The organism is Streptomyces sp. ITFR-6, assembly GCF_031844725.1.
Taxonomy (GTDB): domain Bacteria; phylum Actinomycetota; class Actinomycetes; order Streptomycetales; family Streptomycetaceae; genus Streptomyces.
On sequence record NZ_CP134612.1, the window covers coordinates 5,520,406 to 5,543,805 of the forward strand.

Annotated in this window: 15 protein-coding genes, 1 tRNA gene and 4 pseudogenes; 16 read left to right on the forward strand and 4 right to left on the reverse strand. The window is 71.0% G+C overall.

Features of this window, described 5'->3' with window-relative positions; translation table 11 throughout:
- The first annotated feature begins 61 nt into the window (after nt 1-61).
- The 12 genes and pseudogenes from RLT59_RS25275 to RLT59_RS25330 all read left to right on the forward strand — a co-directional run bounded on the left by RLT59_RS25275 (nt 62) and on the right by RLT59_RS25330 (nt 11,517).
- Nucleotides 62-826 (forward strand): GntR family transcriptional regulator, encoded by a 765-nt coding sequence (locus tag RLT59_RS25275; protein ID WP_311305519.1) that lies wholly within the window; start codon nt 62-64, stop codon nt 824-826.
- Between the two features lie 145 nt (nt 827-971).
- A pseudogene (locus RLT59_RS25280) lies at nt 972-2,095 on the forward strand (TIGR03364 family FAD-dependent oxidoreductase).
- Nucleotides 2,096-2,139: 44 nt separating this feature from the next.
- Nucleotides 2,140-2,801: pseudogene (locus RLT59_RS25285) on the forward strand (HAD family hydrolase).
- The gene (locus RLT59_RS25290; RefSeq protein ID WP_311305520.1) at nt 2,798-3,697 is read left to right on the forward strand and encodes an ABC transporter ATP-binding protein; all 900 of its coding nucleotides are present in this window, start codon (nt 2,798-2,800) and stop codon (nt 3,695-3,697) included. Before RLT59_RS25285 ends, RLT59_RS25290 begins: the two are co-directional and overlap by 4 nt.
- Before the next feature lie 112 nt (nt 3,698-3,809).
- Nucleotides 3,810-4,643 carry a 2-aminoethylphosphonate ABC transporter permease subunit gene (locus tag RLT59_RS25295; protein WP_311305521.1) on the forward strand — a complete coding sequence of 278 codons (834 nt, stop codon included), beginning with the start codon at nt 3,810-3,812 and terminating at the stop codon, nt 4,641-4,643.
- Nucleotides 4,630-5,130: pseudogene (locus tag RLT59_RS25300) on the forward strand (ABC transporter permease); the annotation flags it as partial. The gene RLT59_RS25295 and the pseudogene RLT59_RS25300, both read left to right, overlap by 14 nt.
- A gap of 109 nt (nt 5,131-5,239) precedes the next feature.
- Nucleotides 5,240-6,149 (forward strand): annotated as a pseudogene (locus RLT59_RS25305) (extracellular solute-binding protein).
- A gap of 162 nt (nt 6,150-6,311) precedes the next feature.
- On the forward strand, nt 6,312-7,799 hold the full coding sequence (locus RLT59_RS25310; RefSeq protein WP_399126963.1) for an alkaline phosphatase family protein: 1,488 nt from the start codon (nt 6,312-6,314) through the stop codon (nt 7,797-7,799).
- 118 nt (nt 7,800-7,917) lie between these two features.
- Nucleotides 7,918-8,706 carry an HAD-IIA family hydrolase gene (locus RLT59_RS25315; RefSeq protein ID WP_311305522.1) on the forward strand — a complete coding sequence of 263 codons (789 nt, stop codon included), beginning with the start codon at nt 7,918-7,920 and terminating at the stop codon, nt 8,704-8,706.
- Nucleotides 8,707-8,825: 119 nt separating this feature from the next.
- Nucleotides 8,826-9,389, forward strand: coding sequence for a hypothetical protein (locus RLT59_RS25320; RefSeq protein ID WP_311305523.1), 564 nt, complete (start codon nt 8,826-8,828; stop codon nt 9,387-9,389).
- A gap of 1 nt (nt 9,390) precedes the next feature.
- Nucleotides 9,391-10,101 (forward strand): class F sortase, encoded by a 711-nt coding sequence (locus RLT59_RS25325; protein WP_311305524.1) that lies wholly within the window; start codon nt 9,391-9,393, stop codon nt 10,099-10,101.
- A 369-nt stretch (nt 10,102-10,470) separates the two neighbouring features.
- Nucleotides 10,471-11,517: a glycoside hydrolase family 6 protein gene (locus RLT59_RS25330; RefSeq protein WP_311307850.1), complete on the forward strand. Its 1,047-nt coding sequence runs from the start codon at nt 10,471-10,473 to the stop codon at nt 11,515-11,517.
- A gap of 42 nt (nt 11,518-11,559) precedes the next feature.
- Here the strand turns inward: RLT59_RS25330 and RLT59_RS25335 are convergent, their stop codons facing one another.
- The 3 genes from RLT59_RS25335 to RLT59_RS25345 form a co-directional block, all read right to left on the reverse strand.
- Nucleotides 11,560-13,494 (reverse strand): radical copper oxidase GlxA, encoded by a 1,935-nt coding sequence (locus RLT59_RS25335; protein WP_311305525.1) that lies wholly within the window; start codon nt 13,492-13,494, stop codon nt 11,560-11,562.
- Nucleotides 13,491-15,407, reverse strand: a complete 1,917-nt coding sequence (locus RLT59_RS25340; RefSeq protein WP_311305526.1) for a glycosyltransferase family 2 protein — start codon at nt 15,405-15,407, stop codon at nt 13,491-13,493. Before RLT59_RS25340 ends, RLT59_RS25335 begins: the two co-directional genes overlap by 4 nt.
- A 567-nt stretch (nt 15,408-15,974) precedes the next feature.
- A tRNA-Lys gene (locus RLT59_RS25345) sits at nt 15,975-16,048 on the reverse strand.
- Nucleotides 16,049-16,231: 183 nt separating this feature from the next.
- Here RLT59_RS25345 and RLT59_RS25350 point away from each other — a divergent pair.
- From RLT59_RS25350 to RLT59_RS25365, 4 genes are all read left to right on the forward strand, one after another.
- Complete coding sequence (locus RLT59_RS25350) at nt 16,232-17,644, forward strand: peptidoglycan-binding protein (RefSeq protein WP_311305527.1); 1,413 nt, start codon at nt 16,232-16,234, stop codon at nt 17,642-17,644.
- A gap of 25 nt (nt 17,645-17,669) precedes the next feature.
- A complete protein-coding gene (locus RLT59_RS25355) occupies nt 17,670-19,349 on the forward strand; it encodes an SPFH domain-containing protein (RefSeq protein ID WP_311305528.1) in 1,680 nt (559 codons plus the stop codon).
- Nucleotides 19,350-19,509: 160 nt separating this feature from the next.
- Nucleotides 19,510-20,100, forward strand: a complete 591-nt coding sequence (locus RLT59_RS25360) for a lytic polysaccharide monooxygenase auxiliary activity family 9 protein (protein WP_311305529.1) — start codon at nt 19,510-19,512, stop codon at nt 20,098-20,100.
- A 26-nt stretch (nt 20,101-20,126) separates the two neighbouring features.
- A complete protein-coding gene (locus RLT59_RS25365) occupies nt 20,127-21,794 on the forward strand; it encodes an AMP-binding protein (protein WP_311305530.1) in 1,668 nt (555 codons plus the stop codon).
- Here the strand turns inward: RLT59_RS25365 and RLT59_RS25370 are convergent.
- On the reverse strand, nt 21,780-23,285 hold the full coding sequence (locus RLT59_RS25370; RefSeq protein ID WP_311305531.1) for an MFS transporter: 1,506 nt from the start codon (nt 23,283-23,285) through the stop codon (nt 21,780-21,782). The genes RLT59_RS25365 and RLT59_RS25370 overlap by 15 nt on opposite strands.
- Nucleotides 23,286-23,400 lie beyond the last annotated feature (115 nt).

Here is a 23,400-nt window from a genome sequence, read left to right on the forward strand (position 1 = left end):
TCCGGCCGCCGAGTGCCGGAGCGTCCACCGGTGTTCATGTCCGTCTGCCACCATCGGGGCCGTGGACTACCCGCACGACCAGACACCTGGCGCACCGATCCGCTCCGGCATCCCGGAGCACGGCCGTATTCCCAAGTACTACGCCGTGAAGGCCCATGTCTCCGCCCTCATCGAGGAGTTGGGTGAGGGCGGCATGCTCCCGCCGGAGCGCGATCTCGCCCTGCGCTACGCGGTGTCGCGCGAGACCGTGCGCCAGGCGCTGCGTGAACTGCTCCTGGAGGGGCGCCTCGCCCGGCAGGGCCGAGGCACGGTGGTCGCCGGCCCCAAGCTGGAGCAGCCGCTCTCCCTCGCCGGCTACACGGAGGGCGTACGCCGGCAGGGCCGCACCCCGGGGCGCCATCTCATCGGACTGGAACGCTTCCCCTGCCCCGAGGCGCTCGCCGCCGAGATCGGGGCGGAGCGCGGGGAGCCGGTCTGGCACCTGGAGCGGGTGCTGCTCGCCGACGACGACCGGGTCGGGCTGGAGAGCACGTACGTCAGCGTTGCCCGGGTGCCGGACCTGGCCGAGAAGTTCGACCCCGACTCGTCGTTCTACGCCTATCTCCACGACCGGCTCGGGATCTCCTTCGGTGACGCGGACGAGCGGATCGAGACCGTACTCGCCACCCCGCGCGAGGCGCTGCTCATCGGTACGCCGCTCGCGCTGCCCATGCTGCTGATCCACCGGGTCTCGCGGGACGCGGGCGGGCGGCCGCTGGAGCGGGTACGGACCCTGTTCCGGGGCGACCGGTTCTCCTTCACCGCCCACCTGAGCGGACGCGGCTGACCCGTAACGCGGCGCGAGCGGACGGCAGATCGACTCACTCCGATAACGGGAACGTAACGGGTCCAGGCCAAGTTTGGGGCTCGGTTCACCCTCCCGTTGCCGTACCGATCCGTACGGGTCACCCGTCCCGAGGAGCGTTGCCGTCGTGAGAGTCATCGTCGTAGGAGCCGGCGTGGTGGGAACCATGCACGCCTGGCACGCAGTCAACCGCGGCCACGAGGTCGTACAGATCGAGCGCGAGAGCGAGGCACGCGGGGCGTCACTCCGCAATTTCGGACAGATATGGGTCAGCGGCCGGGCCGGCGGCGAGGAGCTGGAGACCGCGCTCCGCGCCCGTGAGCTGTGGGAGTCCATCGGGGAGCGGGTGCCGGACCTGGGCTTCCGCGCCTGCGGCTCGCTCACCCCGCTGCGTACCGAACGGGGGACCGCCGTGGCGGAGGCGGCCGTCGCCCGCCCCGACGCGGCGGCCCGCGGCTACAAGCTGCTCACCGCCGCGGAGGCCCGCGCGGTCAACCCGGCCCTGCGCGGCGGCTTCCGCGCCGCCCTGTGGTGCGAGCGGGACGCGGCCGTGGAACCGCGCATCGCCCAGCTCGCCCTGAAGCGGGAGCTGCTGGCCTCCGGCCGGTACAGCTACCTCGGGGGCCGCGAGATGCGCGAGGTGGTCGGCACGCGTCCGTCCGCGACGACCACGGCGACGTGCACACGGGCGGCGCCGTCGTCCTGGCCACCGGCGCCTGGCTCGGCGGGCTCGTCCGTGAACTGGCCGGCCCCGATCTGCCGGTGCGCCGGGTCCGCCTCCAGATGATGCAGACCGACGCGCTCGGGGAGAAGCTCACCACGTCCGTCGCGGACGCCGACAGCTTCCGCTACTACCCCGCCTACCGGGGCGAGGCGCTCGACGCCCTCAACGCCGGACAGCCCCAGGCCGCCACCGCCGCGGAGCACCGGATGCAGCTCCTGATGGTGCAGCGCCGCGACGGCGGACTGACCATCGGTGACACCCACGAGTACGAGCACCCCTTCGCCTTCGACACCGTCGAGGAGCCGTACGAGCACCTCACCGCGGTCGTCGAGTCCTTCCTGGGCCGCCCGCTGCCGCGCATCCGCCACCGCTGGGCCGGGGTCTACGCCCAGTGCACCGACACCGGCCGCGTCGTCCACCGCCAGCAGGTGCGGGACGGCGTCTGGCTCGTCACCGGACCGGGCGGACGCGGCATGACCTGCTCACCCGCCATCGCAGAAACGACCGCCAACGAACTGGGCTGGTGAAGAAGCTGACCACCGACACCGCACTGAATCTGATCGTCCTCGACATGGCGGGCACCACCGTCGCCGACGGCGGCCTCGTCGAGCGGGCCTTCTCCGCCGCCGCCGGACACCTCGGCGTACGGCCCGGCTCGGACGACCACGCCGAGAAGCTCGACTACGTCCGCGCCACCATGGGTGAGTCCAAGATCACCGTTTTCCGGCACCTCTTCGGTGAGGAGGCCCTCGCCCAGCAGGCCAACGCCGCCTTCGAGAAGGCGTACGGGGAGCTGGTCGACGGCGGCCTCATCGCCCCCGTCCCCGGCGCCCCCGAGGCCATCGAGCGGCTCCGGACCGAGGGCCGCACCGCTCGATCCTGTCCACCGGATTCGCCCGCACCACCCAGGACGCGATCCTCACCGCGCTCGGCTGGCAGGACCTCGTCGAGCTGACCCTCTGCCCCGCCGACGCGGGCGGCCGGGGCCGCCCCTACCCGGACATGGTCCTCGCCGCGCTCCTGCGCACCGGGGCGGTGGACGACGTCCGCCGCACCGTCGTCGCGGGGGACACCTCGTACGACATGCTCAGCGGCGTGCGCTCCGGGGCCGGGATCGTCGCGAGTGTCCTCACCGGCGCCCACGACAAGGACCGGCTCATCCGCAGCGCCGCCACCCAGGTGCTGGGCTCCGTGGCCGAACTGCCGGACCTGATCGCGCGGGCCGAGGCATGACGGGCGGGGCCACGGCCGTCCGCAGCGGCATCAGGTTCGACCGGGTCAGCGTCGCGTACGGCGGGAACACCGTCCTGGACGGCCTCGACCTCACCGTCGAACCTGGCGAGGTCATGGCCCTGCTCGGGCCCTCCGGATCCGGCAGGACGACCGCCCTGCGCGCCGTCGCCGGATTCGTCCGGCCGGCCTCCGGGCGGGTGTACATCGGTGACCGCGACGTCACCGCCCTGCCGCCGCACAAGCGCGGCATCGGCATGGTCGTCCAGAGCTACGCCCTCTTCCCGCACCTGCGGGTCCAGGACAACGTCGCCTTCGGCCTGAAGGCCCAGAAGGCCGACAGGTCCGAGGTCCCGGACCGGGGCGCGGAGGCGCTCGAACTCGTCGGCATGGCCGGGTACGCCCGCCGCTACCCGCGCGAACTCTCCGGCGGCCAGCAGCAGCGCGTCGCCATCGCCCGCGCCATCCGCCCCGGCGTCCTGCTGCTCGACGAACCGCTCTCCGCGCTCGACGCCCAGCTGCGCTCCGGGATGCTCACCGAACTGGCCCGGCTGCACCGGGAACTGCCCGTCGCGAAGACCGGCGACACCGTGGACTTCGCCGGGCACGCACTCGCCGTACCCACCGGCGAGGTGGCCGAGGGCGTCACCGCCACACTCTGCGTCCGGCCGCACCTGGTCGGGCTCGGCGCCGGGCCCAACGCGCTGACCGGCACGATCTCCGAGGTCCAGTGGCGCGGCTCCACCCACCGGCTGTACGTCGATGTCGGCGGGCACCGGATCAAGGCGGATGTCCGGGAGCTGCGGGAGACGCCTGCGCTGGGCAACGCGGTGACGCTGCACTTCGCGGCGCAGGACGCGGTGCTGCTGCCTGCGGGGGCGGGGGACGCTCATGGGTAGCGCCGGCGCACCGACCACGTCGCGGCGCCCCGCACCGGGGGTTGTGCCCACCCATCCCCAAGATCTCGGCTCCGCTCGATCAGGGGAGGCCCCACCCGCCCCAGCGGAACAGATGCGCACAAAGGCGCGGAGAGGCTGGAACGCCTGGGCCGTACCCCCCGTCGCCGTGCTCGCCGTCGTGTTCCTCTGTCCGCTTCTCCTCGTCGTCCGGCAGTCCTTCAGCCCCGACGAGGGGGGTACCTCCTTCGCCCCGTACACCGAGGTCTTCGCCTCCGCCTCCTTCCGCTCGGCGCTCACCACCACCGTGTGGCTCGCGGCCGGTGCGACCGTCGGGTGTCTCGTCCTCGGCTTCGTCCTCGCCATGGTCATCGCCTTCGTACCGTTCCCCGGCGGCAAGGCCGTCGCCCGGTTCGTCGACGTCTTCCTCTCCTTCCCGTCCTTCCTGATCACGCTCGCCCTGCTGTTCGTCTACGGCAACTCCGGCATGGCCAACGGCCTCTGGACCGGGGCCACCGGTGCGGCAGAGGGGCCCTTCCACTTCCTCACCACACCGTGGGGCGTACTCCTGGCCGAGATCACCTACTTCACCCCGTTCGTGATGCGCCCGCTGCTCGCCGCCTTCTCCCAGCTCGACACCGCGCAACTGGAGGTGGCGTCCTCGCTGGGCGCCGGGCCCGCCCGGATCGTGCGGCAGGTGATCCTCCCCGAGGCGCTCCCGGCGCTCGCGGCGGGCGGCAGCCTCGTCCTGGTGATGTGCCTCAACGAGTTCGGCATCGTGCTGTTCACCGGCGCGAAGGGCGTCACCACCCTGCCGATGCTCGTCTACAGCAAGGCGATCCTGGAGTCCGACTACCCGGCCGCCTGCGTCGTGGCCGTCGTCAACATCGTGATCTCCGTCGGCCTCTACAGCTTGTACCGGGTGGTGAGCCGCCGTGCTGGTGCATAGCCGTACCGGGAAGTGGGCCACCTGGGCCGTGTTCCTGCTGCTGTTCGTCCTCGCCGCCTCGTTCGCCACGAACTGGTCCGGCGCGCTCCCCTCGGGGCCGACGCTGAAGCACTACGACGCGGCGACCGCGGGGGACTCCCTCCAGGCGCTCACCACGAGCCTGGTCACGGCCGTCACCGCCAGCCTCCTCGCGCTGCTCGTCGGCTCCTGGGCGGCGCTCGCCGCGGCCTCGCTGGGGCGGCGCGGGAAACGGTTCCTCGACGCGCTGTTCATGCTGCCCGTGGCCGTGCCGTCGGTCGTCGTCGGGCTCGCCGTGCTCGTCGCGCTCAGTCAGCCGCCGGTGCTGCTCAACGGGACGCGCTGGATCGTGATCCTCGCGCACACCGTTCTTGTCACGGCGTTCGCCCATTCGTCGGTTTCGGCCGCGACAGTACGTCTCGACCCGATGTACGAACAGGCCGCTGCCAGCCTCGGCGCCCGGCCCGCGTGATGGCGACGACGCTGCTCGTGCTGTTCGCGGTCTCCCGCATCCGCACCAGGGCCTCGTACCGCTGACCTCCCCCGCTCCGACACGTTTTCCAGGAGATACGGATCCCATGCGCAAGAACCACCTCAGGCCCATAGCCGCTGTCACCGGCGCGCTCGCCCTCGCCGCCTCGCTGTCCGCCTGCGGCGGCTCATCCGCCGCCTCCGACGCGAAGGCCGTCACCGTCTACAGCGCCGACGGCCTCAAGGGCGAGAACGGCGACGGCTGGTACGACAAGGTCTTCAAGGACTTCGAGAAGAAGACCGGCATCAAGGTCAAGTACGTGGAGGGCGGCTCCGGCGAGATGGTGCAGCGCGCCGTCCCCGAGAAGACCAACACCCAGGCCGACGTGCTGATCACCCTCCCGCCGTTCATCCAGCAGGCCGACTCCAAGGGCCTCCTCCAGGCGTACGAACCGGCCGGCTCCGAGCACGTGGCGAGCGCCGACAAGGCGTCCGACGCCAAGTGGACCTCGGTCGTCAACAACTACTCCGGCTTCATCCACAACACGAAGGAGCTGAAGACCCCGCCCGCCACCTGGGAGGAGCTGCTCGACCGCCTCCACCGGCAAGCTCGCGCCCAAGGTCGACAAGGGCGAACTCCTCGCCGCCAACGGTGACGTCCAGATGAACTACGCCCAGTCCAAGGACATGCCGAACCTCGGCATCTGGTCCGCGAAGGCCGGTGCCAAGCCCACCACCTTCGCCCTGCCGTACGCGGCGGGCCTCGTCGCCAAGGCCCCGCACAGCGCCAACGGCAAGAAGCTGCTCGACTTCATGCTCGCCGAGCAGGCCCAGCAGGACGTCAGCGCGGTCGGCGGCGGCTTCGCGGCCCGCGAGGACATCGAGGCGGGCGACCCCAACGCGGTCGCGCTGAAGAAGCTGATGACCGGGGTCGAGGTCTTCGAGCCGGACTGGGCGGACATCGCGGCCAACCTCGACTCCGACGTGGACGCCTGGAAGTCGGCCACCGGCAGCTGACCGTTGCCGGACCATTCACCGCAGGGGTCCGGACCTCCGGCGGATCATCGCGACAGGATAACGGGTCTAGGTCAAAGTTCAACTCCTCTTCGAAAAGCGGGGAGTTGAACGGGTCTTCCGTGTGCCCCCACCACTCCGACGGAGGATCTCGTGACCTCAGGTATGTCCCGCCGCACACTCCTCATGAGCGCGGCCGCCCTCGCCGCCGCCGCACCGCTCGCCGCCGCGGGCGTCGCCGGTGCGGCCGCCGCCCGTACCCCCAAGGTCCTGGTCATCGGCCTGGACGGCGCCCTGCTGAACAGAATCAAGGACGCCGACGCGCCCCACCTCGACGCGCTGGTGGCCGCCGGACTCACCTCCGTCAGCCCGCTCTACGCGGACCCGATGGCCCCGACCCTGTCCGGCCCCGGCTGGTCCACGATCATCACGGGCGTCTGGCCCGACAAGCACCACGTCAAGAACAACGAGTTCAGCGGCAACGCCTTCGCCGAGTACCCGGACTTCCTCACCCGGATCGAGACGGCGAAGCCCGCGCTCTCGACGTACGCCGTGGCCTCCTGGAACCCGGTCACCGACACGATCTTCTCCGCGAAGGTCGACACCCGGGTCTCCACCCCGGACGCCGAGTACGACACCGGCACCACCAGCCGGGCCGCCGCGGAACTGGCCAATGGCAACCGGGACGCGGTCTTCGTCCACCTCGACAACGTCGACCACGCGGGCCACAGCTACGGCGCCGCCAGCAGCCAGTACCTGGACGCGATCCACGGCGTCGACACCCAGGTCGGCCAGCTGGTCGCGGCGGTGAAGGGCCGGGCCGCCTACGGCTCGGAGGACTGGCTCATCATGATCACCGCCGACCACGGGCACACCGACGCGGGCGGCCACGGCGGGGCCAGCGCCGCCGAGCGGCAGACCTTCCTCATCGCGACCGGCGGTGGCATCACCGCGGGCTCGACCCGGTACGACATCAAGATGCCGGACGTCGCGGTCTCCGCCCTCGCCCACCTCGGCATAGCCGTCGACCCGGCCTGGGACCTGGACGGGCGCCCGCTCCAGCAGCCCACGCCCGACGCCTTCGACGCGCTGCGCCCGAAGCTCCAGACCCGGGTGGACGAGACGGGCACCGGAGCCGCGGTCCTCGGCTTCACCCACACCCCGCCCGCCGGATGGACCATCGACAACAGCGCGACGGGCACCGGCGGCGTCACCGAATGGCGCGGCTGGACCTTCACCACCGACGAGTTCTGGACCGCCGCCGAGCGCGGCCAGTGGCGCGAGACCAACGTCCGGGCCCGGAACGTCTTCGCGGTCGCGGACGGCGACGAATGGGTCGACAAGAGCTACACGGGCACCTTCGACTCCACCCTGATCAGCCCCGCCTGGCCGGTCACCGGCGGCCGCACCGCGACCCTCGCCTACACCACCCACTACCGTCAGGAGGCCCCGCAGAAGGGCGAGGTCCTCGTCTCCTACGACGGCGCCGCACCCGTCTCCGTCAAGACGTACACCTCGGACACCGTCTCCGTGACCGAGTCGATCGCCATCGAGGTCCCGGCCGGAGTCTCCACCGCCCAGGTCCGGTTCCGGTACACCGGGGGCAACAACTGGTTCTGGGCGGTCGACGGTGTGAGCGTCACGTCCGGCTGATCCGGAGCCGCGGCCGGAACGCCCGGACGCGGACCCTCTAAAATCGGGTACGCCGGCGCTGCACAACGCGGTGCCGCCGGCGTCCCGCACCCGGCGTACGGCACATCAGGAGTCCCGCATGGCAGAGCGCAAGCCGATCTCGTCCTGGCTCACCGACATGGACGGAGTCCTCATCCACGAGGGGACCCCGATCCCCGGCGCCGACGCCTTCATCAAGCGGCTGCGGGAGTCCGGGCTGCCCTTCCTGGTCCTCACCAACAACTCCATCTACACCGCGCGCGACCTGCACGCCCGGCTCAACCGGATGGGCCTCGACGTGCCCGTCGAGAACATCTGGACGTCCGCGCTCGCCACCGCCCAGTTCCTGGACGACCAGCGGCCCGGCGGCACGGCGTACGTCATCGGTGAGGCCGGGCTGACCACCGCGCTGCACGACATCGGCTACGTCCTCACCGACCACGAGCCGGACTACGTGGTGCTCGGGGAGACCCGTACGTACTCCTTCGAGGCGCTCACCAAGGCGATCCGGCTGATCAACGGCGGCGCCCGCTTCATCTGCACCAACCCGGACGAGACCGGTCCGTCCGCGGAGGGCCCGCTGCCCGCCACCGGGTCCGTCGCCGCCCTCATCACCAAGGCCACCGGCAGGGCCCCGTACTTCGCGGGCAAGCCCAACCCGCTGATGATGCGGACCGGGCTCAACGCGATCGGCGCCCACTCCGAGTCCAGCGCCATGATCGGGGACCGGATGGACACCGACGTGCTGGCCGGACTGGAGGCGGGCATGCAGACGTTCCTGGTGCTCACCGGGCTCACCACGGTCGAGGACATCGACAAGTACCCGTTCCGGCCGTCCACCGTCGTCGAGTCCATCGCCGACCTCGTGGACTTCGTGGACCTGGGCTGACCGCGGGCGGGGGAGCGGTGCTCCGGCACCGCCTCCCCGCACTCCACCGGCCCAGTGCCGGGCCCCCTGCGGATGCGGAAACGCGCCGCACGCGTGAACCTTCCATAAGGAGGTTCACGATGCGTTCAATACCCCTCACGTTCTGTGCCGCCGCAGCGGCTGTGGCGACCCTGATGCCCGCTTCCGTCGCACTGGCCAACTCCGGCTCCGACCACGACCAGGATTCGCGGTCCCGGGCCACCCTCTCGGTCTCCCCGTCCTCCATCGCACCGGGCGGCGAGGTCGACCTGGAGGTCGGCGGCTGCAAGGGCGAGGAGGCCGAGGGGAACTCCGATGCCTTCGTCTCCGAGGCGCGCTTCTCGCCCGGCGACGACCGGACGCTCTTCGCGGAGGCCCGGATCCGCTCCGGCGCCGAGGCCGGCGACTACGACATCCAGGTGGTGTGCAAGGACGACAAGCACACCAAGGTGTCCGGCGTCGTCACCGTCGTCCACCGCAACCGGCCCATGCCGGTCGCCCCCGTCCGCGCGGGCGGCGGCGGCACCGCCGTGCTCGCGGACCAGAACGCCCACCAGGAGGGCCCCGGCACCGTCCACGCGGTGGTCGGCCTCGCCCTGGCCGCCGTCGCCGCCGTCGCGGTCGCCTTCCGCAGCGCGCGCCGCCGCCGTCCGGCCCTCGACTGACATGTCCTCCGAAGACCGTTCGACGGGGCACGGCAGGCTGCTCACCGGAGTGGCCTGGGCCGTACTCCTGCTGGGCCTGTGGCTCTGGGGCCGGGGCATCACCGACGGCTCCGGCATCGGTTCCGCCCCGACCACCGGGGACGTCGCCGCCGTCGGCCGCCCGCTCGGCGTCCCGCTGCCCCCGGCGCACGAGCCGATCAAGGGCGTGACGCCGAGGAGCGTGGAGATCCCGTCGATCGGCATCAGGGCCCCCGTCGTCTCCCGGGGCCTGGACGCGGACGGCGCGATCGAGCCCCCGTCGTTCGACACGCCCCAGGCGGTCGGCTGGTACGGCAACGGCACAGAGCCCGGCGCCAAGGGCCCGGCCCTGTTCGTCGGCCACGTCGACACCGAGACGAAACCGGCTGTCTTCTACGGGCTCAGCGCGGCCCGCCCCGGCGCCAAGGTCGAGGTGACCCGGACCGACGGCACGGTCGCGGAGTTCACCATCGACGACGTGCAGGTCTTCACCCGGGCCCGCTTCAACGCCCAGAAGGCGTACGGGCCCCGCAAGGACGGCCGGGCCGAGCTCCGGCTGATCACCTGCGGCGGAACGTACGACCGCGCCTCGCACTCGTACACCGCCAACGTGGTCGTCTCCGCCTACCTGACCGGCGAGGAGTCGGCGGAGAAGGCGGCGGAGAAGGCCGAGAAGGGCGCGGAGCCGGCGTAGCCCGGCCAGCGGTGCATGTCCCGCGGTACACGGCCCGGCCGGCCGCCCGGGTTCTCCGGGCGCCGGCCGGGCCGGTCCTCGACCGCGGGGCGCGGGCCGCGGGAGTGGCCCGGCGCGGACACGGGAGGTCGTTGGCGTCCGGCCCGCCGCACGCACACTGTAGGACGCCGAACCCGCCCCGAACAGTTGAGTTATGACGGAACGTCGATAACCAGTCACGCTCCGCGCCCGGTCGAGTCGGGCAGAGCGTGGTGAACCCGCCGTAACGGCTCTCCGGGGAAGTGGTGAGGGGCCGGGCCGCTCCCGGGCGCTGTGCCAGGATGGGCGGCGATGCGACAGTGCACCGCCGTCGCACCCGAGGGGGAGTGGATGTACGGCAGCCACAACGGCCGGTTCGGTATGCGGGGAGCGGGTGCGGCCGTGCTCGGCGCGGCGCTGCTGCTCGCCGGATGTTCCTCCTCCGGTGACGGCGACGGTGACGGCGGGCAGGGCTCCGGTGCGGGGAAGAACCCCGCGGCCATCGGCCAGCAGCCCAAGGGCACGGACCCGTACTGGGTCAACCCCGACGGGAATGCCGCCCGGCAGGTCGCCCGGTACACCGAGGACGGCAACAGCGGGGACGCCGGCCTGGTCCGCAGGATCGCGCGGCAGCCGGTCGGTGAGTGGATCGGGCCGGACAGCCCGGAGGCCGAGGCGAAGGGCTTCACGGAGGCCGCGCAGAAGGCCGGCCGGGAGGCGCTGCTGGTCCTCTACAACATCCCGCACCGGGACTGCGGACAGTTCTCCAAGGGCGGCGCCGCCGACGGCAACGCGTACCGGAGCTGGCTGGAGGGCGTCGCCAAGGGCATCGGTGACCGGGGCGCCACGGTGATCCTGGAGCCGGACGCGGTGCTGCACCTGGTCGACGGGTGCACCCCGCAGGAGTTCCACGAGGAGCGCTACGACCTGCTCAAAGGCGCGGTGGAGCGGCTGAAGAAGCTGCCCGGCACCAAGGTCTACCTGGACGCGGGCAACGCGGGCTGGCACACGCCCGACGCGCTCTTCCAGCCCCTGCGGCAGGCGGGCATCGACGCGGCCGACGGGTTCGCGGTGAACGTCTCGAACTTCCGGACCACCGAGGTCAGCAAGGACTTCGGCAAGCGGCTGTCCGCGAAGGTGGGCGGCAAGCCGTTCGTCATCGACACCAGCCGCAACGGCAACGGCCCGTACACCGGCGGCGATCCCGCGAAGAGTTGGTGCAACCCGCCGGGCCGGGCCCTCGGCGAGACGCCGACGACGTCCACGGGTGACGAACTGGTCGACGCCTACCTCTGGATCAAGCGCCCGGGGGAGTCCGACGGCGACTGCCGGGGCGGCCCGAAGGCCGGCGACTGGTGGCCCGAGTACGCGCTGGGCCTGGCCCGCGGCACCGGATAGGCGAGATCCTGCCCGGTGCCGGGAGTCATGTGATGACAGGCCCTACGGCACCTCGACCCACGTTCCCTCGGACGGGGTGCCCTTGCTGTCGGTGACGAAGAGCATGTACCAGCCCGACGGCACCAGCGCGCGGTTCTCCGGCACGGTCACCGAGATCCCGCCGTCCGTCTTCTTCAGGTCCAGCGCCACGGAGCGCTGGTCCGTGTCCGTGACATGGGTGACCGCGCTCGGCCGCATCAGCTTCGCGGACTTGATGTCCTCGGCCTGGTTGGTGGTGAACACCGCCGTGCCGCCGCGCCTGATCTCCTTCGGTCCGGCGGTCAGTTCGGGCCGCGAGTCGCGGTACAGGTACGGCGGGGTGTAGATCTCGATGCGCTGCTCGAAGACGCCTGGCCGGGTGTTCGCCTTGTCGGAGTAGAGCGAGTCGGAGCCGAAGATCATCACCCGGCCGTCGGGCAGCAGCACCGAGCCCGAGTGGTAGTTGCGGCCCACCGCCGGGTCCGCGACCCGCTCGTAGGTGTCCGTCTTCGCGTCGTACAGCCGGGCCTGCAGGATGTTGGAGCCGCCGCGGCCCCGGTAGTCGTTGGAGCCGCCGGTGACCAGCAGGGAGTCGTCGGGGAGCAGGGAGGCGCTGGGGTAGCGGGTGCCCTCGTCCAGGGAGGCGCCGTCCTTGAACTTCGGGTCCGCGTCCTGGAGGTCGACCAGCCGGGACTTCTCACTGGACTTGTCGGACTCCCCGACGCCGCCGCCGCCGATCACCATGAACTTCTCGTCCTGGGCCGGAGGCAGCCGCACGGTCGCCGAGGTCTCCATCTTGTCCGGGTCGCTCAGCCCGGGGATCTTGGTGAACTTGTTCGTCGCCAGGTCCCAGACACCGGGTGCGCGGCCGACGTCGGCGGGGCCGTAGCCCGCGTTCGAGCCGGAGTAGAAGAGCTTGCCGTCGTTGAGGAGGAAGACCGCGGGATAGGTGGGGAACTTCCGGACGATGCCGGTGTACTTCCACTTCTTGGTCTTGGGATCGTAGACCTCGTCCTTGCCGGGCACGATCTGCCCGATCTCGTCCAGGCCGGAGAGGGCCAGGACCTTGCCGTCCTTGAGGGTGGTGAGCGTCGGGTACCAGCGGGCCTCGTTCATCGGGTCGACGGTGATGTACTTCTCCGCCACCGGATCGAACTCGAAGGCCTCCCGGATGCCCTGGAAGTCCTTTTTGTCGAGGGCGAGCTTCTGGGCGATCCCGTACACGTTGCGGGTGTCGGAGCCGGACAGCCCGGCTATCCGGTAGTTGTCCTCGGTGCCCGTCTCGTACTTCGTACCGGACTTCTGCGCCTCGACGTAGATCCGGCCGAGTCCGGGGTCGTTGCGCAGGAACGCGCCGGTGTTCTTGTCGAAGACCTTCTTGGCCTTCTCCACCAGCACCGGGTCCTTGGTGACGAAGGTCCTGCCGTTGGTCTTGCCGGTGAATCTGGTGCCCGCCGGAAGCGTGATCGGCTTGTCCGGGTCCTCGTTGTGGACGATCATCAGGCCGCCGGCCTTGGTGACGTCGCCCTTGAGCTTCTCGTACTGCTTCGTGCCGCCGGCTATGAGCAGCTTGCCGTCGGGCAGCTGGGTGTGACCGGCGCAGAACATGTCCTTGGGCGTGGGGATGTTCTTGAACCCGTTGGTCTTCGGGTCCCACAGCACGGAGCGGAAGCTCTTCGCGTCGAAGTTCTTCTGGTTGTTGCCGGAGCCCGCGACGAGCAGCACCTTGCCGGTGTGCAGCAGCGCCGCGTGAATCGTGTTGATCTTGAACTCGGACGGGATGTCCAGGAAGTCCCAGTGGCCGTTGGCGGCCTTGTAGCCGGCCTGGTTGATCTTGTAGTCGTGGTAGCGCTCGGTGCTGAAGCGGTACAGCCACGGCCCGTTCGCTCCCGCGAGCGCGAGGACGACCGCCGTACTGATCGCCATGCGGCGGGTACGGCGGCTCGGACGGTACTTCATGGTTTACGTCCCCCAAGGGCGATCTGCATGGTCTGTTCGTTCCCGGCCCAGTGGGGCTGCTCCTGCTGGGTGCCGGCGGGCGGGCCGCTCGGTGGCGGTGGTCCCGCGCGCCGCTTCTTCTTCTCCGCCCGCACGGTGTACCGCCAGCCGAAGACCGGCGCGGCGGTGATCAGCAGCGCCAGGGCGGCCCAGGTGAGCATCGCGGGATGGCTGTGGCCGAGGACGAAGGACGCCACGATCGAGCCGGCGAAGACCAGGATGAAGAAGAGATGGATGCGGAAGGTCCCGAAGAGGGTGTCCGGGCTGGAGGAGTCGCCCTTGGGCGTGACCACGAAGGAGCTCTTGCGGCGCAGCACGGCGTCCATCAGCGAGCGGGCGTAGACCGGCGCGGAGAGCGCGGACATCATCATGCCGGCCAGTCCGCCGGAGCCCTCGGGCTCGTGCGGCGAGACGTTGTGCCGGCGGTTCCAGATGTACAGGCCGATCTGGAGCGCGGAGGCGTTGCCGTACAGCATCATCCAGACCGTCGGGTCGATCTGCACACCAGAGGCGCCCATGCCCAGGAACAGCGCGCAACTGAGGGCCGCCAGGATCCAGTTCATGGCGGACATCGGGTAGAAGATGATCATCATGGTGTAGTTGAAGAGCTTGCCCGCGGGCAGCGAGAAGAAGCCCTTCCAGTACTGCTTGAGGATCGTCTCGTACGTCCCGCGCGACCAGCGCAGCTGCTGGGTGAAGAAGTCCGTCCACGCGGTCGGGCCCTCGCCCACGGCCAGTACGTCCGGGGTGTACACCGAGCGCCACTTGCGGCCGGTGTGCGGATTGCGGGCGCGGTGCATCTCGAAGCCGGTCGCCATGTCCTCGGTGATCGAGTCGTACAGGCCGCCGATCTGCTTGAGGGCCGAGATTCGTACCGCGTTGCTGGTGCCGACGAACATCGGGGCGCCGTAGCGGTTGCCCGCGCGCTGGATCAGCGCGTGGAAGAGGAACTGCTGCGATTCGGCGGCCTTGGTGACGAAGGTGTCGTAGTTGCCGTACACCTGCGGGCCGATGACGAAGCCGACGTCCGGGTCGCGGAAGTAGCCGAGCATCCGCTCCAGGTAGTTGGGCATGGGGACGTGGTCGGTGTCGACCGAGGCGAAGTAGTCGTACGTGTCGCCGTGCGCGTCGAGCCAGGCGTTGTAGTTGCCGTGCTTGGTCTTCGCGCGGTGCGGGCCCTTGGCCTGGTTCCAGTGCGCCACGCCCTTGCGGGAGAAGTGGTGCACCCCGAGCCGCCGACAGACCTCCTTGACGGCCGGGTCGTCGCCCTCGTCGAGCAGCCAGACGTGCATCAGTCCGCGGTGGCGGATGCGGACGGCGGCCTCCAGGGTCTTCGTCACCATCTCCAGGGGCTCCTTGCCCGGGACGAAGGAGGTGAGGAAGGCGACCCTGGTGCCGGTCTCCGGCACGACCGGCACCGGATCGCGCGCGACCAGCGTGGCGTGCGCGTTGGAGAGGACGTTCATGGTGCGGAAGAGTTCGATCAGACCGATCGAGACCAGCATCACGACGTCGAGGACCAGCAGCGTGTCGTTCTTGAGGTTCGGGTCGCGCTGGGTCCAGTGCTCGGGCTGCATCAGCCAGGCGAAGAGGCCGAGCGAGACGAGCGGGGCGGCGCCGAGCAGGAGCGCCGCGCGGATGCGGTGCGGCTCCTGGGAGAGGAGCGAGCGGTACTTCACGGTGTACGGCTTGGCCGGATCGGGCTGGGTCAGTGGCCCGGCGAGCCGGCTGTAGTGCTCGTAGTCGTAGCGTGGCAGCGCCTTCTGCGGACGCCGGCGGCGGCCCCCGGTCCGGAGCTGCGGGGGTATCCGAAGCTGCGTGGTCCGGGAAGGGTCGTCGTTGTTCTGCCGGTCGCCTGGCGGCGTCGACGTCATGGGTCATCCCCCTGCGCGCAGGCTGGCTGCGTGGTCGGTCGGTCCTTTCGCCTGCCGCGTGCCCCCCTGGAACGCGACCGACGGCTCAGTGTCGGGCACTCTTCCAGAGACATGGAACGGTGCCCTTCCGGTTGCATGATGCCTGTTCGGCATTTGCTCATGTGCGAGGCCCCCACCCCACATTGCGCACAACCGGAACATCCCCCTCTGGTGGCTCCAACTGCTCGGGCCGCCGGTGTGGTTGGTGCCGACGACTCTCGGACAGGTTGGCCGACCTGGGCCGCGATCGCAAGGGTGAAACAGGATATTAACCGCTCATACGCACGATTTGGGGGACCCGTGCGACGGGAGGGTGCGGGGGCGTGAGTCGAGGCGAGCGGGGCGCCCGCGAAGGCGCCCGTGTCTGCGGGTGACCAGCCGATTACTGTGCGTCGGGCATGGGCAGACTGTGCGTGAGTAAAGAATTCGCTGTGCGACACCTGTGTGAGACGCCGGGGGCGGGCCGTGGGGTGGGTCGGAGAACAGTCAAGGCCCCCTCGCGCGTGGCGAGGGGGCCTTGACTATGCGTGCGCCGCCAGGGACTCGAACCCCGGACCCGCTGATTAAGAGTCAGCTGCTCTAACCAACTGAGCTAGCGGCGCCTGCTGACCTGGAGAACTCTACCCGATCCGGAACGGTGGTCCCGACCATTTCCGGCCCGGCCCGGCCTGTCGGATGGTCGTTTTTTCTCTTCTATCCGTCAAAATGCGATATGTCAGGAGAGTTGAGACACTGACGCCCGTACAGATGCTCCCAAAGATCTTGACAACTGCGGAGGGAATCGCATGACTGTGCCGGCCTTCGAGGAGTACGTACCCGCCATCGACTGCACCTGTGCGGGGTGTGCCGTACGACGGCGAACCGCAGCGGCGGCACTGCCGACGCGGCAGGGAGGGCATCCGGCCGCGCACGGCGCGCGGCGCGCGCTGGTGCTGGTCACCGCCGCCGGGGTGGTGCTGAGCGCCGGTCTGGCGGAGGCGGCGACGGCGGCGGTCGACCCCGCCCCGGTGACCGATCCGGCCCTGCCGGGCGACTCGGCCTCGCCGGGCGGTCCGGAGCCGGGGACCGGCCCGGTTCCGGCCGCCGGTGCCGGACCGGCGGGGCAGGCCGAGCCGGCGGACGCGGCCGATCCGTCCGACCTCGGACCGGAGAGTCCGCAGGGCGGGCCGGGTCCGCTGCAGGGCGCGGGGGCCTCCGGCCCGCCGGCCTCGCAGACGGGCACGCCCGTGCTGCGCACGACCAGCCGGGCCGACATCATCAACCGCGCCAAGAAGTGGATCACCGCGCAGGTCCCCTACGGCATGAGCAAGTACTGGTCGGACGGGTACCGGCAGGACTGCTCCGGCTATGTGTCGATGGCCTGGAACCTGCCTGGCAACGAGTGGACCGGCAGCCTCGCCTCGTACGGGACGCGGATCGCCCGGGAGGATCTCCAGCCCGGCGACATCCTGCTCTTCCACAACCCGGCCGACCCCTCGAAGGGCTCGCACGTCACGGTCTTCGGCGGCTGGACGGACTACACGCACACCCGCTACACGGCGTACGAGCAGACCACGCCGCACACCCGCAAGCAGACGACGCCCATGGCGTACTGGACCAACTCGGGCAGCTACGTCGCCTACCGCTACAAGGGGCTGAGCACCGGGACCGGCGGCAGCGGCTCGACGACGGCGTTCCCGGGGGCCGGGAAATTCGGTCCGGGCGCCAACAACGCCTACGTGACCCAGCTCGGTGAACTGCTCGTCGCACGCGGCGGCAAGCGCTTCTACAAGGTCGGCCCGGGACCCGTCTGGGGCAGCGCCGACCGGCAGGCGACCGAGGCGTTCCAGAAGGCCCAGGGCTGGAAGGGCAAGGAGGCCGACGGCATCCCGGGCCCCGACACCTGGCGCCTGCTGACCGGCGGCACCGGCCGCGCCATCCCCGCCGGCGGAAACAGCGGCCAGGGCGGCTCCACGGCGGTGCCCGCCTTCCCCGGGCGGGGCTATTTCCGGACGGGTCAGTCCAACAGCCATGTCGACAGGCTCGGGAAACAGTTGGTGAAGAAGGGATACGGCAAGTACTACCTGTCGGGCCCCGGCCCCCGGTGGACCGAGGCGGACCGGCGCAATGTCGAGGCCTTCCAGAAGGCCCAGGGCTGGCGGGGTGCGGAGGCCGACGGCTATCCGGGTCCGGAGACCTGGCGGCGACTCTTCGCGTGACACGACGCACATGACGGAGGCGGGAATGCGATCCACGGTGCCGGACAGCTCCGGGAACCAGGAGCACGGGGAGAACGGGAGCCCGGAGAGCCCGGGGTACGGCAAGGAGAGGTACGGGGCGCTCCCGGTGCGGGAGTGGGCCGCACCGGAGCGGGCGCCGGGTCCGGGCGGGCCCTACGACCGGTCGGCGTCGGAGCCGGGGGAGCGGGGGACCGGACCGGTGGCCCGCTCCGGTCCGGACTCCGTGGTCGACCTGGTGCTCGACCTGACGCCGGGCGCGGGCGAATCCGGGGGCTCCGCCTTCGGTACGACCTCCGCCTCGGTGTCGGTTCCGGGCACGGCCGTCGATCCGCCCGTACCTGCGGACGCGGAGGTGCGAGAGGGCGCGGGTGATCCGGGGCGACCGGCCCTGGCGGCGGGCCCGTTCCTCCCCGGGCCGGGGCTCGCCCCGGCCCGCCGGGACCTCGGGCCCTCCCTCTCACTGTCCTTCGGTGACGGTGATGGCGACGACGACGGGGACGGTGACACGGGCGAGATCCGTACCGGGACGCGCACCGAGCTGCGTACCGAGGTACGGGTGGGCACCGGGCGCCATCACTCGGTCATCGCCAACGAGCGCACCGCTTCCATCCCGGTGCACCTGCTCTTCCGCGACGACCCCGAGGTCGCCTCGGACGCCGTCGCACTGCCCGCCACCGTCGTCCGCGGGGCGTCCGGGAGCGAGCGGCCGGCCGGGGTCCGGCGGCCGCCGCTGCCCCGGTCGGGGCAGGTGCGGCCCTCCACCCGGCCCGCGCCGGTTGCGGACCCCCGGCTCAACGAACGGGCGGGGCCCGCGCTGCCCGGCTGGGCGGCCCTGCTCGCCGCCCTCGGCTCACTCGCCGCGGCGGGCGGGGTCCTGTGGTGGGCGGGCGCGCTGCCGGGCGGGGTGCTGTCCCGGTTCGGGCTGGGCCCGCGTCCGTACGACGGCATCGGCCTCGGCGCCTGGGCGGCGCTCGCGCTGTTGCTGACCGGGGTGCTCTTCGCGCTCGGCGGGCTGACCCGAGGCCGGGTCGGCTACGCGTGGGTGCTCACCCTCTTCGGCCAGTACCGGGGCAGCGTGCGGCGCACCGGGCTGATGTGGGTCAGCCCGCTGCTGCTGCGCCGCCGGGTCGATGTCCGGCTGCGGCACTGGCGCAGCGAGCCGCTGCCCGCGGTGGACGCGAACGGCACGGCGCTGCGGGTCGTTGTTCTCGTCGTGTGGCGGGTCGAGGACACCGTGCGGGCGACGCTGGGCATCGAGGACCACGAGGAGTACCTGCGGGAGCAGGTGGAGGCGGCGATGGCCCGGGTCCTCTCGCAACTGCCCGCCGACGCCTTCCACGAGGACGCCCACACCCTGCGCAACGCCGAGGCCGTGGGCGACGCGCTGACCCGGATGCTGAAGGCGGACTGCGAGCCGGTCGGCATCGAGGTGTACTCGGCGCAGCCGACCGGGATCGAGTACGCCCCGGAGGTGGCCGCGGCCATGCAGCGGCGCCGGATCGCGGCCATCGACGCCAAACACCGCGACAGCGTGCTGACTTCGGTGGTGGACGCGGTCGACGACACCGTCAGCCGGCTGACCGCCCGGGGGCTCGTGGAGCTCGACGACTACGAACGGAAGTCACTGGTGAAGGACTTGACCGTGGCCTTCTACACCGGACGCGGTGGTGGGGACAGCGTCTGAAACGGCCCGGGAGACCGGTGTCAGGTAAACCGGAATCCAGCTCACATTGGTCTGGACATGTTCATGATCCGTCAATAATCTAGGACTTGGTCTAGACCGCACGATCCGCGCGCAGCAGTGCTCATGGAACCTCCCCCACGTACTCCGAGGAGCGTCAGCAATGCGTAAGAAGACAAGTGCGGCCCTGGTGGGCCTGGCGGTGGCGGGCGTCTCGATGTTCGCGACCAGCAGCGCCAGCAGCCACGGCTACACCGACAACCCCATCAGCCGTCAGAAGCTGTGTGCCAACGGCACGGTGACCGGCTGCGGCAACATCCAGTGGGAGCCGCAGAGCGTGGAGGGCCCCAAGGGCTTCCCGGCGGCCGGCCCCGCCGACGGTGCGATCTGTTCCGGCGGTCACGGTGAGTTCGCGCAGCTCGACGACCCGCGCGGCGGCAACTGGCCCGCCACCCACGTCACCGCGGGCCAGGGCTTCAGCTTCCGCTGGCAGTTCACCGCCCGGCACGCCACCACGGACTTCCGCTACTACATCACCAAGAACGGCTGGGACCCCACCAAGCCGCTCAAGCGGTCCGACCTGGAGGCGCAGCCCTTCATGACGGTGCCGTACAACAACCAGCAGCCCCCCGCCACGCTGACCCAGCAGGGCACCATCCCCACCCAGAAGACCGGGAAGCACATCATCCTGAGCGTCTGGAACATCGCGGACACGGCCAACGCGTTCTACTCGTGTTCCGATGTTCAGTTCTGACGCTTAGTCAGTTACCGTGCGGCGCCATGAGGAGCGCAGGCACCGTCGCGGAGCTCGTACAGCGCCAATGGGGCGACCACCGGCCGGGATTGCGGCACGAGGACACCGTTCTCAGCCACCATCAGGTCGCCTCGGGCGCTGCCGCACGGGCCGCGCTCCTGGCGGATCTGCTGCCGGCGGGCGGCGAACCGCACCTCGGGGTGCTGCTCGACAACACCCCGGAATTCCCGCTGTGGTTGAGCGCGGCGGCCCTGGCCGGGGCCGCCGTCGCCGGCCTCAACCCCACCCGTCGCGGCGCCGAACTGGCCCGCGACATCACGCACACCGAATGCCGGGTGCTGATCACCGAGCGCACCCATCTGCCGCTGCTCGACGGGCTCGAACTGCCCGGCGTCCGGGTCCTGGTCACCGACACCGAGGCGTACGCCGCACTGCTCGCCCCCTACGCCGGGGCCGAGCCCGGTGACACGGTCATCGCCCGCCCCGGGCCCGGAACCCGGATGCTGCTCTACTTCACCTCCGGCTCCACCGGCGCCCCCAAGGCCGCGCTCTGCACCCAGGGCCGCCTCGCCGCGGCCGGTCACTCGCTCGTCGAGCACTTCGGCACCGGCCGCGAGGACGTCCACTACATCTGCATGCCGATGTTCCACGGCAACGCGGTGATCGCCGACTGGGCCCCGGCGCTGGCCGGCGGCGCCGCCGTGGCGCTGCGCCGCCGCTTCTCGGCCTCCGGATTCCTCTCCGACGTACGCGCCCACGGGGCCACCTACTTCACCTACGTCGGCCGTGCCGTGCAGTACCTGCTGGCCACCCCGGAGCGCCCCGACGACCGGGAGCACCCGCTGCGCATCGGCTTCGGCACCGAGGCGGGCGCGGTGGACGCGGCCCGCTTCCGCGAGCGGTTCGGGGTGCGGCTGGTCGAGGGCTACGGCTCCTCTGAGGGCGGCGCCGCGATCCAGCGGACCCCGGACACCCCGCCCGGTGCGATCGGCCGGGCCGCGGACCGCGACGACCTCGCGGTCGTCGACCCCGAGACGGGCCGCGAGCGGGTCGCCGCCGTCTTCGACGAGGGCGGGAAGCTGCTCAACGGCGCCGCCGCGATAGGGGAGCTGGTCAACCGGGGCCGGACCCCGTTCGAGGGCTACTGGCGCAACGAGGAGGCGGACGCCGCCCGGGTGCGCGGCGGCTGGTACTGGACCGGCGACCTCTTCTTCCGCGACCCCGACGGCTTCCTCTACTTCGCGGGCCGCACCGAGGACCGGCTCCGGGTCGACAGCGAGAACCTGGCCGCCGCGATGATCGAGAACATCCTCGCCCGCTGGGCGGACGCGGCCGCCGTCGCGGTCTACGCGGTGCCCGACCCGGTCGCGGGGGACCAGGTCATGGCGGCGCTGGCGCTGCGCGAAGGGGCCGGGTTCGATCCGGCCGCCTTCGCCGCCTTCCTCCGGGACCAGCCCGACCTGGGTACGAAGATGGCACCCCGGTTCGTGCGGATCGTGCCCACGATGCCGGTGACCGCGACGAACAAGGTGCACCGGGCCGGGCTGCGCCTGGAGGGATTCCGGGCCGGGACCGCTGTGTGGTGCCGGGACCGGGAGGGTGCGTACGTACCGTTCGGGGAGGAACAACTGACTGCCCTCACTGCGGAGTTCGAGGAGCACGGCCGGGCCGGTCTGCTGTCACCGGACGCTTGACGGGCCTGGGAGCATCGCCCGCCGCAGCTGGGTCACCGCGAGGACCGCACCCGCCAGCAGGAGCAGCGCCCCGGCCACCGACGCGTAGCTCATGCTGTGTACGAAGGCCTCCCGGCCGAGCGAGATCAGCGAACCGTCACCGGTGGACAGCGCCCCCGGCAGCGTCTTGCGGGCCGCGGCGGGCGCCGAATCCGGCATCTGGGCGGTGTACACCGCGGTCGCCACCGCACCCAGCAGCGCCATCCCCATCGCCCCGCCGAACTCCTGCCCGGTCTCCAGCAGGGAGGCCGCCGAACTCGCTTTCTCCGACGGGCTGGTGGACATCGACATGTCCGATACGAGCGCCATGACGGTCACGATGCCGCTGCTCATCACGGCCGAACCGACGAGCAGCACCCACAGCGAGTCGGTGCCGGACAGGGCCAGGATGCCGAAGCCGGCCGCCGCGATCACGAACCCGGCGCAGACGACCCGGCTCCGCTCGACCCGCTGGGCGACGGCCGTGGCGGTGGGTGCGGCGGCACCGACCGCCAGGGACGGTGCCAGGCTCCACAGTGAGGCCTCCATCGTGCTCATGCCGAGCACCGACTGGAGGTACTGGGTGGTGAAGAAGGCGGAGCCCATCATCGCGAAGGAGGCCAGCGCGTTCAGCCCGATCCCGGCGGCGAAGCCCCGGCCGCGGAACAGCTCCCGGCTGATCATCGCGTCGTCCCGGCTCTGCTGCCGGCGGACGAAGAACCAGCCGACGACGAGCCCGGCGACGATGACCAGGGCGTTGCGCGTGTCCATGCCGTGGGCGGCGGTCTCCTTGACCCCGTAGACGACCGGCAGCACCGAGCCCATCGAGAGCGGCACGCTGAGGAAGTCGAAGCGGCCCGGGTTGGGGTCCTTGAACTCCGGCACCAGCACCGGCACCAGGACCAGCAGCAGCACCATCGCCGGCACGTTGATCAGGAAGACCGAACCCCACCAGAAGTGCTCCAGCATGACGCCGCTGAGCACGGAGCCGAGCGCGATCCCGCCGGCCATGGCGCCGGACCAGATGCCGACGGCCCGGCTGCGCTGGGTCTCGTCGCGGAACATGTTCCGCACCAGGCCCATGGTCGACGGCATCAGCGTCGCACCGCCGATCCCGAGCAGGGCGCGGGCCGCGATGAGCATCTCGGGGCTGGAGGCGTAGGCGGCGCCGACGGAGGCGGCGCTGAAGGCGAGGGCGCCGATCATCAGCAGCTTGCGGCGGCCGATCCGGTCGCCGAGCGAGCCCATCGTGATGAGCAGGCCGGAGAGGGCGAAGGCGTACACATCGAAGATCCAGAGCTGCTGGGTGGCGCTGGGCGCGAGGTCCCGGTCGATGGACGGGATCGCGAAGAAGAGGACGGAGACGTCCATCGAGACCAGGAGGAGGGGGAGCAGCAGGACCACGAAAGCGGTCCACTCCTTGCGGCCGGCGCGCTCGCCGGGGCCCGTGGTGGTGCGCGTGGGAGTTGTCATGCCTGGAAATATACGATCGTGTAAAACAGCTGTCTAGTACGTACGTGTAAAACGCTTGTACAGATCTGCGGGCAGCGCAAAACGCACGAGGCGGTCCCCGTTGAACGGAGACCGC

Bases quoted from the DNA above. Each gene is read 5' to 3' on its own strand.
- RLT59_RS25330 (WP_311307850.1), top strand. From the start codon at position 10,471: ATGTACGGCAGCCACAACGGCCGGTTCGGTATGCGGGGAGCGGGTGCG.
- RLT59_RS25340 (WP_311305526.1), bottom strand. From the start codon at position 15,407: ATGACGTCGACGCCGCCAGGCGACCGGCAGAACAACGACGACCCTTCC.
- RLT59_RS25360 (WP_311305529.1), top strand. From the start codon at position 19,510: ATGCGTAAGAAGACAAGTGCGGCCCTGGTGGGCCTGGCGGTGGCGGGC.
- RLT59_RS25365 (WP_311305530.1), top strand. From the start codon at position 20,127: ATGAGGAGCGCAGGCACCGTCGCGGAGCTCGTACAGCGCCAATGGGGC.
- RLT59_RS25290 (WP_311305520.1), top strand. From the start codon at position 2,798: ATGACGGGCGGGGCCACGGCCGTCCGCAGCGGCATCAGGTTCGACCGG.
- RLT59_RS25295 (WP_311305521.1), top strand. From the start codon at position 3,810: ATGCGCACAAAGGCGCGGAGAGGCTGGAACGCCTGGGCCGTACCCCCC.
- RLT59_RS25335 (WP_311305525.1), bottom strand. From the start codon at position 13,494: ATGAAGTACCGTCCGAGCCGCCGTACCCGCCGCATGGCGATCAGTACG.
- RLT59_RS25355 (WP_311305528.1), top strand. From the start codon at position 17,670: ATGCGATCCACGGTGCCGGACAGCTCCGGGAACCAGGAGCACGGGGAG.
- RLT59_RS25315 (WP_311305522.1), top strand. From the start codon at position 7,918: ATGGCAGAGCGCAAGCCGATCTCGTCCTGGCTCACCGACATGGACGGA.
- RLT59_RS25320 (WP_311305523.1), top strand. From the start codon at position 8,826: ATGCGTTCAATACCCCTCACGTTCTGTGCCGCCGCAGCGGCTGTGGCG.
- RLT59_RS25350 (WP_311305527.1), top strand. From the start codon at position 16,232: ATGACTGTGCCGGCCTTCGAGGAGTACGTACCCGCCATCGACTGCACC.
- RLT59_RS25310 (WP_399126963.1), top strand. From the start codon at position 6,312: ATGTCCCGCCGCACACTCCTCATGAGCGCGGCCGCCCTCGCCGCCGCC.
- RLT59_RS25370 (WP_311305531.1), bottom strand. From the start codon at position 23,285: ATGACAACTCCCACGCGCACCACCACGGGCCCCGGCGAGCGCGCCGGC.
- RLT59_RS25325 (WP_311305524.1), top strand. From the start codon at position 9,391: ATGTCCTCCGAAGACCGTTCGACGGGGCACGGCAGGCTGCTCACCGGA.